The 11,996-nt window shown below is 55.8% G+C and carries 13 protein-coding genes; 4 read left to right on the forward strand and 9 right to left on the reverse strand.

Going from position 1 to position 11,996, the window contains the following annotated elements:
- The first annotated feature begins 108 nt into the window (after positions 1-108).
- Positions 109-537 (forward strand): recombinase family protein, encoded by a 429-nt coding sequence (locus KMP13_RS14810; protein WP_215266741.1) that lies wholly within the window; start codon positions 109-111, stop codon positions 535-537.
- A gap of 281 nt (positions 538-818) precedes the next feature.
- On the opposite strand, the gene KMP13_RS14815 is transcribed toward KMP13_RS14810, so the two are convergent.
- The 9 genes from KMP13_RS14815 to KMP13_RS14855 form a co-directional block, all read right to left on the reverse strand.
- Positions 819-1,340, reverse strand: coding sequence for a hypothetical protein (locus tag KMP13_RS14815; RefSeq protein WP_215266743.1), 522 nt, complete (start codon positions 1,338-1,340; stop codon positions 819-821).
- A 69-nt stretch (positions 1,341-1,409) separates the two neighbouring features.
- Positions 1,410-1,775 carry a hypothetical protein gene (locus KMP13_RS14820; RefSeq protein WP_215266745.1) on the reverse strand — a complete coding sequence of 122 codons (366 nt, stop codon included), beginning with the start codon at positions 1,773-1,775 and terminating at the stop codon, positions 1,410-1,412.
- A 111-nt stretch (positions 1,776-1,886) separates the two neighbouring features.
- Positions 1,887-2,531: a 3-oxo-tetronate 4-phosphate decarboxylase gene (otnC, locus tag KMP13_RS14825; protein ID WP_215266747.1), complete on the reverse strand. Its 645-nt coding sequence runs from the start codon at positions 2,529-2,531 to the stop codon at positions 1,887-1,889.
- The gene (gene otnK / locus KMP13_RS14830) at positions 2,528-3,748 is read right to left on the reverse strand and encodes a 3-oxo-tetronate kinase (protein ID WP_215266748.1); all 1,221 of its coding nucleotides are present in this window, start codon (positions 3,746-3,748) and stop codon (positions 2,528-2,530) included. Before otnK ends, otnC begins: the two co-directional genes overlap by 4 nt.
- The gene (locus tag KMP13_RS14835; RefSeq protein WP_215266750.1) at positions 3,745-4,542 is read right to left on the reverse strand and encodes an N-acyl homoserine lactonase family protein; all 798 of its coding nucleotides are present in this window, start codon (positions 4,540-4,542) and stop codon (positions 3,745-3,747) included. Before KMP13_RS14835 ends, otnK begins: the two co-directional genes overlap by 4 nt.
- On the reverse strand, positions 4,539-4,829 hold the full coding sequence (locus KMP13_RS14840) for a putative quinol monooxygenase (protein WP_215266751.1): 291 nt from the start codon (positions 4,827-4,829) through the stop codon (positions 4,539-4,541). The genes KMP13_RS14835 and KMP13_RS14840 overlap by 4 nt, the downstream gene beginning before the upstream one ends.
- Complete coding sequence (locus KMP13_RS14845; protein WP_215266753.1) at positions 4,829-6,340, reverse strand: tripartite tricarboxylate transporter permease; 1,512 nt, start codon at positions 6,338-6,340, stop codon at positions 4,829-4,831. The genes KMP13_RS14840 and KMP13_RS14845 overlap by 1 nt, the downstream gene beginning before the upstream one ends.
- Positions 6,340-7,098 (reverse strand): hypothetical protein, encoded by a 759-nt coding sequence (locus KMP13_RS14850; protein WP_215266755.1) that lies wholly within the window; start codon positions 7,096-7,098, stop codon positions 6,340-6,342. Before KMP13_RS14850 ends, KMP13_RS14845 begins: the two co-directional genes overlap by 1 nt.
- 77 nt (positions 7,099-7,175) lie before the next feature.
- Positions 7,176-8,183: a Bug family tripartite tricarboxylate transporter substrate binding protein gene (locus tag KMP13_RS14855; RefSeq protein WP_215266756.1), complete on the reverse strand. Its 1,008-nt coding sequence runs from the start codon at positions 8,181-8,183 to the stop codon at positions 7,176-7,178.
- Positions 8,184-8,333: 150 nt separating this feature from the next.
- On the opposite strand from KMP13_RS14855, the gene KMP13_RS14860 reads away from it, so the two are divergent.
- Genes KMP13_RS14860 through KMP13_RS14870 form a run of 3 tightly spaced genes read left to right on the forward strand, consistent with a single transcriptional unit; the run spans position 8,334 to position 11,127 of the window.
- Positions 8,334-9,425, forward strand: a complete 1,092-nt coding sequence (locus KMP13_RS14860; protein ID WP_215266758.1) for an isocitrate/isopropylmalate dehydrogenase family protein — start codon at positions 8,334-8,336, stop codon at positions 9,423-9,425.
- Entirely contained in the window at positions 9,422-10,453 is a 1,032-nt protein-coding gene (locus KMP13_RS14865; protein ID WP_215266760.1) for a Gfo/Idh/MocA family protein, read from the forward strand. The genes KMP13_RS14860 and KMP13_RS14865 overlap by 4 nt, the downstream gene beginning before the upstream one ends.
- Entirely contained in the window at positions 10,450-11,127 is a 678-nt protein-coding gene (locus tag KMP13_RS14870) for a GntR family transcriptional regulator (protein WP_215266762.1), read from the forward strand. The genes KMP13_RS14865 and KMP13_RS14870 overlap by 4 nt, the downstream gene beginning before the upstream one ends.
- Positions 11,128-11,996 lie beyond the last annotated feature (869 nt).

Raw genomic sequence — 11,996 nt, forward strand, 5'->3', positions numbered from 1 at the left:
CTCGCCTTTGGTCAGTTTGATGGCTCACCTAAAATCAGCATGTTGATAGGGACAAAAAACTTGGACAAAACTGTCTGAGTTTTGGGACGTTTGTGCCACCCTTGACCTATGATTTTCGGATATGCCCGCGTCTCTACAGACGGCCAGAACCTTGATGCCCAAACTGACGCGCTAGCAAATACAGGCGCAGAGCGCATCTTCGCGGACAAAATCACAGGATCGGTGCGGAAACGCCCCGAGTTAGATCAACTTATCGACCAGCTCCGCGATGGCGACGTGGTTGTCGTCACAAAGTATGATCGGCTGGCGCGGTCGCTGCGCGATCTGCTCGACATCGTGGAAGACATCGCTACCAAGGGCGCGGGGTTCCGGTCGCTCGCGGAAGACATCGACACAACCACCTCAGCGGGTCGCTTGATCTTCCATGTTTTTGCGTCCATCGCACAGTTTGAGCGCGAGCGTAATCCGTACCGGAATTTTGCACCACCTATGTCTTTGATTTTAAGGGCAGGCCAAGAGTGTTACGGAAATCTATGATTTACGCACCAAATTTCATTTTGGATAAACGAGAAGATCGACTGACTTATGCCGTCCGGCGATATGCAGCTTCAAGTGCCACGTCCGTTTTTTCTTCTTCAAGCCTGATGTGTTCAACCACTCATCATGTCCAAATCTGAGTGTGTGCCTCCCAAACGCTTCGACTGTCGCGTGGTAGTAAGTATCCTTGGCAGCGCCTTAAGATACATCTAGGGGAAGTTCTTAGACGCACATCAGAAAATACCCAAAGCGTGATCTTTGATCGGCAGGAACCTATCCTGTCATTTGACCCTGACGAGCAATTTATAGGGACGGGTGGGTTCTCCGATTACATCGCCTATACGTTCAAGGATCGTGGGCTGGTGGTTCTGGAAAGCATCCGCAAGGGTAGTGCTATCTACGTCTTTGGTCTCGACTGGGGCCGTTTTTCGAAGCTTACCAAATCGGAAATTATCAACGCCGATATTCACTTGCAGCGTTTGGTTCACACCAATGGCTGGAAAACAAAACTTGCGCGCCTGATGGAACGAAAGGACGCGGCGTGATTGGAGGCTTGGCCGAGCGCTCAAAGTGGTTTGGCCCAGCCACGCCAGACGCTCATGCGGCGTTGGCCCTGTCGCGTTTACATCCCGCAGAAACGCAATCATCCAGCCGGGCAGCGCCTCGTTCACCCGGGTCAGCGGCAGCTCCGCCAGATCTTCTGCCCCCAGTGTCGCCAGAACAGTGGAAAACCACTCCGGATTCTCAAGCGAGAGATGCACGATCCGCTGCGCGCCAAAGGCGTCTTGCAGGTCGCGAGCCAATGTTTCGTAATAGAGTAATCGGAGAATTCTGGGATGGTTGCGAATGTCCGCCAGCGCAAGCGCTGGACTCTACAGATCGCTTGCCCGGTTGGCCGGGTTAAGAACAGCCTGTCGGTAATAAGAGCGCAGCCAGTCCTCGGGGTGCCGGGTGAGCAATACAATGGTGGTTTCGAACGTCTCCGTCCGGGCGCGGAACGCCTCCAGGGTTGCGGACTGAAAGTCGTAAAGGTAATTGGTCAGCCCTTCATGCGACAACAGGATGTCGCGGGCCAGTTCGGCTCCAAGCAAACCGTCAAACCCCGCGGCCGGATCCCGGCCCGCACGTAACAACGGCACCAGTTCATCCTGTTTGTCGCTCTGTGCCTGCAATGGTTCCAGTTTGGTGATCCCGGCAGTCAGAAGCGCGTGTTGATGCGTATGGAACCTGCGCTGCAAGGGCGAGGTCGCCGTCTTGGCAAGCCCTACATGCAGGAATGAATGTCTTGTCTAGCTGACATAGTGCTAGATTGGGCCGGTACTTCGTTGATGCCTGTCGTGCTTGCTATTTTACCAGTCTACATCGAATTTGCGCGCGATTTGCTGGATTTTCTCGTCTGATATTGGCGTCGGGTTCAACCCGCGAGTCAGCATCGCCAGCTTGGCCGTTTCTTCCAACTCTTCCATCGCAAACGCGGCGGCCCAGATGTCTTTGCCGGCCACCACAGGGCCGTGATTGGCCAACAACACCGCTGATCGTTTCCCCGCCAGCCCGCGTACAGCATCCCCCATGGCCGGATCACCGGGTAAAAAGAACGGCAACAGTTTGACCTTGCCCACCCGCATAATGGTATAGGGCGTAAGCGGCGGCAGAACGTTGTCAGGGTCGGTATCGGGCAACATTGACAGCGCGACCGAATGGGTTGAATGCAGATGCACCACCGCGCCTGTGCCTGTTCGCGTTTCGTAAAACGCCGAATGCAGCGGGGTTTCTTTGGTGGGAAGATCCCCCGACAGCAGCTTAAGATCCGTATCAAGATGGCTGATCTGCGCAGGGTCCAAAAACCCCATAGAGCGGCCCGTTGGCGTAACCAAAACGCTGCCATCCGACAGCCGCGCTGAAATATTCCCTGACGATCCGCAGGTCAGCCCGCGATCAAACATGGATTTGGCAAGAATACAGATATCTTCGCGTAGTTTGGCGTGTTCGCTCATACTGGCTTTTCCATAAGGGTGAGTGTTTTGGCAAAAAAGTCTGGCTCGCCAAAGTTTCCGGATTTCAGCGCCAGTGCCGTTCCGTTTGATGTGACCAATGGCACACCTGCTGCGGCGCGTGGCCCGATGGTCAGGATGTCCGCCCCCAACCCCGTAACAACCGCGCCCGAGGTTTCACCACCCGCCACGACGACACGACGCACACCCTTGGCGACCAAGGCGGGCGCGAGGCGGGCAAACAACCCTTCAATCGCGTCGGCTGCTTGACCCGATCCGTGTCTTTCTTGCGCAGCGCGCACAGTTTCAGGATTGGCAGAGGAATAAATCAACGGTGGCACGTCTTGGGCCAGGACCCAATCCACTATTTCATCAATGGCATAGCCATCGGCAACAGCACGATCAGCATCAATCTGATAGCTCGGCGCGATTGCGCCAAATCGTTCAACTTGTTCACGGGTCGCGCGGCTGCACGATCCAGAAAACACAACGCCGTGGCCCTTTATAGCCACCCAACTTGGCGGTTTGACGGCCACGCCAAAGTTTGCAGGCAAGCCAAGCGCAATGCCTGACCCGCCACACAGCAACTTTGCCCCGTCTGCGGCCTTTCCGATTTCAAACAGATCACGATCACTGATCGCATCCGTGATTAAGTGGCGTGTGCCTGTCATGGACGCGCGGATCGCGCCTGCGCCTTTCAGAACCGTCATCGCATCAATATGGCCAGTATCGCGCGTCGATTGTGCGCCCAGAACGCGGCGCAGATCAGGGTCTGTCATGGGGGTTAGCGGATGGTTTTCCATACCGCTTTCGCTCAGCAATCCATCGGCGACAAACAGATGCCCCATATAAACACTGCGCCCGTTCTCCGGGAAAGCGGGGCAGACGATCACGGTCTCTGCCCCCAGTTTAACCGCCAATGCATCAAGAACAGGGCCGATATTGCCCTGCGCTGTGCTGTCAAAGGTTGAACAGACCTTGAGGATGATCTGCGTGGCCCCTTGTGCGATCAACCAATCACAGGCCGCCAGCGATTGGGACACCGCATCGTCTACGGGTGCTGTGCGCGATTTCAACGCGACGACACCTGCGCCTAAATCTGCATCCGCCGCGCCGCGTGGCACGCCAATGAATTGTGCCACAGACATCCCAGCCTCTGCCAGTGTCAGGGCAATATCGGATGCGCCGGTGAAGTCATCCGCGATGACGCCAATTTTCATGTGGGGATATCCTTGATCGGGCCGACATCAAGCCGATGAATATGATCGGCGATGTCGGATGCAAAATAGTCGCGCACCAGCGGGTCATGGCCGGGTACAATCAGGTCGGGTTTGGACGCAAGACGGCGCAGCGTGTCAAACCCCGTCATCATGCTTTCAAGATCCACAACAATCGGGAACGGTTTGCGCGCAAAGACGTTTTCGTAGAAATGCGCGGCGTCTGACGCCAGCACCATCCAGCCGGATTTCGTGAACACGCGCACGCATTGCAACCCGCGTGAATGCCCGCCGATACAATGCACTGTGATGCCGTCGGCTACCTGCGCCTCACCGTCATAAAACGTGACCTTACCGGAATAAAGACGCTTTACGGCTTCGCAGATATGATCGGCCGTGAATGGCATGCGTAGAGTGTCGTGGCACATGCATGGCCCTGTCGCATAGGCCATTTCCGCCGCCTGGATATGGAGCGTCGCGTTGGGGAGCAAGTGCAACCCGCCCGCGTGATCGTAGTGCAAATGGGTGACGATGATCGCGGTGACGTCTTCGGGGGTGATGCCAAACGGGGCAAGGGCTGTGCGCAGATCAAGCCGGATGGGACGTCCGCGCGCCTCTGCCTCGTCTGTGTCATAGCCGGTATCGACCAAAATCACCTTATCGCCGCGCCGCAACAACCACATGAAGTAATCCATCGCATGGGGCGCGTCGTGGTTATCATCGAAGATGAAACTGTCGGCTCGCGTGCGAGCGTTTCTGTCAGCGTATTTGACTGCGTAAACTTCCCACTCGGTCATGATGCGACCTTTGCGAAGGTGGCTACGGATTTGGACGCGATCATGTGTGCGACCTGTGCATCAAAGGCCTTGAAATGGGCGCTGGCCAGATGCGCGTCAAAGGCGGCGGCATCAGTATAAAGTTCGTACAGAAACACTTCGTGCGGGCGGGCGGGATCGGTGCAGACATCAAAACGATGACAGCCGGTTTCATCCGCCAAAGACGTGGCCGCATTGGCCAGCATAGCAGGCTTGAACGCGGCCAAATCGGACGGGTTGATCTGAAACGTCACGACAACAGCAAACATCAAACGACCTTTCTGAATACGCGACCAAACGCGCGTTTGACTAACGGGAACTGGCTCATGATGAGGGCAATGTTGAGCAGCAGCAAGACGCTTGCCACGGGGCGAGACGCGAACACAAAGATGTCGCCCCCCGAAATCAACAGCGATCGGCGGAAGGTTTCATCAAACAACCCGCCAAGGATCACCCCGATCACAAGCGGCGCGATGGGGAATTTCAGAAGATTCATGAAATACGCCACGAACCCCACCCCCAGCATCAGGTAAAGATCATTGATGCCCCCGCCCACGCTGAACGATCCGATGGTGGTCAACACCATGACGATAGGCAAAAATACGACCTGCGGAATTTGCAGGATTTTCATGAACACGCGGGCGGTGAACAGGCCCATGATGAACATGACGAACGACGCCAGTATCATGATCGCCACAACGCGTAGGATGATATCGGGGTCGATTGTGGGGCCCGGAATGATGTTGTTGATCTTGAACGCGCCCATAAGCGCCGCAGCGGGCGGCGATCCGGGGATGCCCAGCACCAACAGCGGGATCAACGCGCCACCAATACAGGCGTTGTTCGCGGTTTCGGACGACAACAAGCCTTCTAGGCTGCCTTTGCCGAATTTTTCACCTTCTTTGGATACGGTTTTGCCAACGCCGTAGCTGACCCAGCCGGCCACGTCCTCACCCACACCAGGAAGCGCGCCAACTCCCGTGCCGATCACGCCTGAGCGTGCGATGGTCGGCATGTAACGTTTTACAGATTTGAAATTGGGCAAGATGCGGCCCTTCACTTGGGTCATTTTTCCGACTTGCAGGTGGCGCATGCCCTCAATAATCTGGGGCACCGCAAAGGCGCCCATCAACACCGGCACAACTTGAAAACCCGACAACATATAGGACCACCCGAAGGTGTAGCGCGGTTCCGACAACAGCGGGTCCAGCCCCACCATGGCCATCGCCAGACCGATCAGCCCCGCGATCCAACCTTTCACCACCAGATCCTCGCTCATCAGCGTGCCCGACAGGAGGATACCGAACAGCGCTAACAACGCCTTTTCAGGGCTGGCGATGTTCTTTGACAGCAACAACAAGACCCACACAAAGACCAGCAGCGCGATGGTGCCGATCAGGGTTCCGATAAAACTGGCGGTGGTGGTCAGGCCCAATGCCTCGCCGCCGCGCCCCTCTTTGGCCAGCGGGTAGCCGTCCATCGCTGTGGCCGCAGACGCCGCCGTGCCCGGAATATTGAGCAGGATCGACGGGTAAGACCCGCCATAAATCGCACCCACATAGGCCCCCAGAAGCGCGATCAGCGAATAATCAAGCGGGATTTTATTGCCGAAGAATCCCGTCAGGATCGTGACCGCAAGCGTTGCCGTCAAACCCGGCAGAGCGCCAAAGGTGATGCCGAGGAAAACAGATGTGATCAGATAGGCATAGGTCAGCGGGTCGGCAACCAGCGCATAAAACGCGCCGCCAAAGCCCGAGAGCTGTGTAAGAACGAAGTCCATCATGATCTCCAAAGGGGGCGAAAGGTGACGTAATAGTGGTATTCAATCTGACTAAAGATGAGGCCACTGCGGTTGGGCACGTTCTGGCGGAACCCGAAGGCCATCGCGCAGACCAATATCAACGGGGCCAGCACAGCGAGCACTGGCACAACGCGCAACATGCGGTCGCCTTTGACTTTCATCATCACCCAGACGGTCAATGCCGCCCAGAGGATCAGCGTCACAACATCATCGTCATGCGCGCGCCATTGCGCCTGTGGTAAATGGGTGAAAAAAGCATAAGCGCCTGCAAGCGCGACAACGAAGGCGGCCAAAATCATCCGCTCGGATCGGCCTTTGTAGAACCCGAAAATCAGCGCCGTGATCAACAGCCCGCTACAGGCGACGAAATCGACCCGCGGCACCAATCCGGCGACGTAAAAGAACAAAATGATGCCGATGGTGGTGAACCGCAGCGCTTCGGCGCGGTTCCAACCGATCCCGACGGCGCTTAGGGCGTGTTTCGCGCCCCCTGCCTTGATGGCAATAGACAACAGCACAAAAGACAAGATTAGCAGGGCGGAAAAAATACCGAGCGGTACAATCGCGGCGGAGTTATACCAAGACGTAGATGCGACCCCTGCGCGATTTCCACCCCACAGCGGAATATCGAACGTGCGCCACAAAAAAAAGGCAGACAGCGTAATAAGAACCAGCGCGCCCCAGAAATCCCGTGTGCGCAGAACCACGAGGTCTTCGGGTGTCGTTTCGTTTTGCATGGATCGCGTTCCCTAGGCGGTAGAAGATGGGCGCGAGGTTTACCCCCGCGCCCCAAAGTTATTCCAGAAGGCTTTGCTTAAGGCTTTTCGATGCCCAGGCTCATTGGGTCGACTGTTGTCGCGCCAAGTTCCTGCAAAGTGTAGGCAAAGTTTGCTTCCAGCGTAGTAAAGATCGCCTGTGCCTCTTCACCGTATTGACCACCAACATCGTAGTTGTTGGCTGCAGCCCATTCAGCAACCACATCGGACGCGATGGCCTGTTCAAACGCCGCCCCAAGCGCCGCTTTCACTTCGTCAGACGCAGAGTCGTGGATTGCAAAACCGATCGTTTGCTTAAGCGGCAGGTAGGCGCCCAGGCCCTCATAGATATCGAATGCGGAGGGAACAGTCATACCGCCAATTTCGGCGCTGTCTTCTGTCAGCATCGCGAGTGGGCGCAAGAGGCCGCCTTCGATCAAGGCCGCTTGTTCAGCTAGAGATGTGACAACCACCTGAACTTCGCCAGCAACCGCAGCTTCTTGACCAGGGGCCGAGCCACCGTAAGGCACGAATAGGAATTCAGCATCCGCACCGTTTTGGATCGCCAGAAGATTCAGGTGGTGGATGGACCCAGCACCGGATGCCGCCGCAGGGATCGTGCCTGGTTCAGCTTTGGTCGCATCAACAAGGTCCTGCAAGGTTGTGTAGGGGCTATCTGCCGGAACCGAGATCAGGTCAGGCGAACCACCAACGATGAACGGATACCAGAAATCGAAACGCTGGCCCCAACCGCCTTGAACGGCAGCTGTTACGTTGGATTCGGACAGGCCGACCAATGTGTAGCCGTCGTCAGGCTGGTTTTGTACGTAGACCATACCGTTAGAACCGGCGACGCCACCTGTCTGGTTGATCACGTTGATCGAAACCGGAAGGTGCTTTTCCATTTCAGCCATGATCATGCGGTTGATGCTGTCTGTACCGCCACCGGCGCCCCAAACGACAGCCGTCGTGATGTCACGGAACGGATAGTCCTGTGCGTTCGCAGCTGTTCCCAGCCCAGTCACCAATACGGCTGTCGCCGCTAATTTCGCTAAATTGAACTTCATTTTGATGGTCCTCCCTGACACTTTGTTTGTCCTCCCTGACACAAGGTGTTTGCTATTGCATTTCCTTACGTATGCGTTAAATGATGCACTGTCAACTTTTCGGTTTCAATTTTCCGAAAATCAGTAAAAAACGAAAACAACGAGGGCCACATGACCGAGAAATTTAGCATCGCAGTCTTTCAGGGGGATGGGATTGGCCCAGAAATTATGGGCCCAACGGTCAGAATCCTAACCCAAATGGCGGATGCCTCTTCGGACTATGACCTAACATTTAAAGATGCTCCCGCCGGTGCCGCCCACTACGCTAAGACCGGCGAATCGCTGCCTGACTCGTCCATGGAAACCGCTCGAAATGCTGATGCGATTCTACTTTCGGCGATGGGTTTGCCCGATGTGCGCTATAAGGATGGCACTGAAATTTCGCCTCAGATTGATCTGCGCAAGGCGTTGACGTTGTTTGCTGGCGTGCGTCCTGTGACCGTGCGCACAGGCCAGCGCACACCACTCAATATGCCTGCGGGCAAGGAGATCGACTTTGTCCTAATCCGCGAAAGCACCGAAGGATTGTTTCACACCCAAGGGTGCGGTGAGGTCACTGAGAACGAAGCCCGGGAAACCTTGCTGATCACACGTGATATATCGGAAAAACTGTTCCGCTTTGCCTTTGATCTGGCGCAAACGCGCAAACAGGCGGGCCGTGGACCGGGCAAAATCACCTGTGTGGACAAAGCCAATGTGTTCCGTGCTTTCGCATTCTTTCGTGAGATGTTCGACGCCGAATCCGCCAAGCACCCGACTCTGACGTCAGATCATGCCTATGTAGATGCAACCGCTCTTTGGATGGTGCAGAAACCGTGGGATTTTGATGTTTTGGTCACCGAAAACATGTTCGGTGATATCCTGTCCGACCTTGGTGCTGGCCTGATGGGCGGTCTTGGCCTTGCCCCGTCCGCTGACATCGGGCTCGAACATGCAGTGTTCCAACCGTGCCACGGGTCCGCGCCTGATATCGCGGGCCAAGGGCTTGCGAACCCGTTTGCGATGATCTTGTCGGCGGCGATGATGCTCGATTGGCTTGGCATCAAACACGACAACGCCGGGATGCGCGCGGATGGCAATCGCCTGCGCGAAGCGGTCGAAGATGTGGTGGCGAGCGGTGCGGTTCTGACCCGTGACTTGGGGGGTACGGCGGGCACCGATATCGCTGCAGGCGCTGTCTTAGACGCGTTCTTTGTGTCTTGAACGACGCACAGAACCTGCGCGTAGCCTGCGTCGGTGCGGGCTATTTCAGCCAGTTCCACTATGGCAGTTGGGCGCGCATGGATGATGTGACCCTTGTTGGATCATGTGATCGCGACATCGACAAAGCCAAAAACACCGGCTTGCCGGCCTACAGCGATCTGTCCAAAATGCTGGCAGACCAAACACCGGACCTGTTGGATGTCATCCTGCCCCCCGCGGCCCATGCCGCAACGATCCGCACCGCACTGGCGGCAGGGATCAAGTGGATCATCTGTCAGAAACCGTTTTGCGTCGATCTCGCTGAAGGCCAAGCCATTGCCGTAGAGGCAGACGCGACGGGGGCCACCATCATCGTGCACGAAAATTTCCGCTTTCAACCGTGGTATCGCTCGATCAAGGCGGCAATGGACCAAGGTGCAGTCGGCAAGGTGCGCCAAGTCACGTTCCGCCTGCGCCCCGGCGACGGCCAAGGCGCCGACGCCTACCTAGACCGTCAGCCCTATTTTCAGGACATGCCCCGCTTTTTGGTGCATGAAACAGCTGTGCACTGGGTCGATACGTTCCGTTATCTTCTGGGCAATCCGCGGTCAGTCTACGCCGACCTGCGCCGCGAGAACCCTTTCATCGCAGGCGAAGACGCGGGCTACGTTCTGTTTGACCATCGCGACGGTGTACGCGCCATGTTTGATGGCAATCGCACTCTGGATCACGGCGCTGACAATCTGCGCCGTACCATGGGCGAGGCCCTCGTGGAAGGCACGCAAGGAACCATAAGTCTGTTTGGAGACGGGTCCGTCTGGCTGCGTAAATTTCACGCTCAATCGGAAACCGTGCTCTTGCAGGCGGATACATGGGATGGATTTGGCGGCGACTGCGTCCATGCTTTGCAAAGTCATGTTGTGTCAGGCATATTGCACGGGACGGAGCTGGAAAATACGACCCGTGATTATCTGGATGTCGTCACCATTGAGAACGCGATTTACGCCTCATCCGAGGCGGGCCGCAAAGTCGAGTTAGGCACGATATGAACAAAGTTCTTCACAAGCGGATGAGCAGTTCGCAACGTGCTCTGCTTGAACTTCGCGAAAAGATCTTTGCAGGCGACCTCGCGCCGGGCTCCGACCATCTGGAATCTGAACTCGCCGAACAATTGAACATGTCTCGCACCCCCGTCCGTGAGGCGGTCTTGATGCTCGAGGGTCAGGGCCTTTTGGAACTACGCCCGCGTAAAGGCATTCGCGTCGTGCCCCTCTCGCCTGAAGACATGGAAGAAGTTTACGATGTGCTGACGGAACTGGAAAGTCTTGCTGCCGACTGTGCCGCCCGCGCCGCGCACAAAGAAGAAGACCTAAAACACCTGTCCGAAGCTATCGACGACATGGATGTCGCTATCGCAAACAGAGATCTTGACGCGTGGGCCAATGCGGACGATCGGTTTCACACCGAACTCGTGCGCCTTGGCGGGAATGGCCGCGTCGAAACCATTGTCCACATGATGAGTGATCAAGTCCGCCGCGCGCGCCTGACAACGCTCTTTATGCGCCCCCTTCCGACCAAATCAAACGAAGATCACCGCTTGGTCTATAATGCGATCAAAAACGGGGATGCAAAAGTCGCCCGTGAGACCCATCGCGACCATCGCATGCATGCCAAATCCATTATCGTAGAATTGCTCAGACGGCACCGTTTACGTTTCCTCTAAACCCAGTTCTCACGTCTTGCTTTCGATGATATAGAACGGTATTATATTTCCCTCTGCCATCAAGGCAGAAACAACGGGCATGATTTCGTTCTTAAGGAGTGAAAAGTATAGACCGTTGCCGAAAAAATGCGCACTGACGCAATTTTGTACCTAACGCGCTCTCTTTTCAACTAAGTCGCAATCAGAAACTTCAAAAATTCTTGGTTACCGTTTCGATAACACAAAAGCCAACATCGAGCCAGAGCGCCAAACCTCCGAAATTATGGCTCTTGGGGTTGGCTCACGATAGAATGCCACTGCGTGATGTCAGGACGAAGGCGCAGCCATCCCCCTAGAGGTAGAGCCCGGCTGGGTGCAGGATCGTACGTTAAGCCCCCAACACACGTCTGCCGTAGTCGTGTAGATTGCCGTTGGGATCGACGTGTCGGTAGAGGGTGACAGGCTTCACGCCGATTTCTTTGCAAAGCTCTGAAACGGATGTTTCCCTGTTGACCATTGCCCGATACCAAATGGACCCGCCCGCGAGTCTCTGTCTGACGTCATGGCATATGGGTCCAAATAGGGTGATTTGATAAGAGAGGGTTTGTTGCTCATCGTAACCACTGAGGAATGGACGATGAGAAAGACAACGAAGACACCGGGCGAGAAGATCGTCAAAGACATCAAACGGGCGGTAATCCCCCCCTAAAATTAGCGGTGATGGATTCAGCCGGTCACTGCAACACAGTGTAGAACTTTGAATTTGAAGGACTGTGTCGATGACCAAACCACGACGTATGGACGCACAAAGGAAAGCCGTAATTTGGCATGAATGGGAGCGCGGAACGCCGATGGCTAAGATTGCACGGGTTATCGACAAACCGCCCGCA

The sequence above is a fragment of the Epibacterium ulvae genome (assembly GCF_018678075.1).
GTDB classification, from domain to species: Bacteria; Pseudomonadota; Alphaproteobacteria; order Rhodobacterales; family Rhodobacteraceae; genus Epibacterium; species Epibacterium ulvae_A.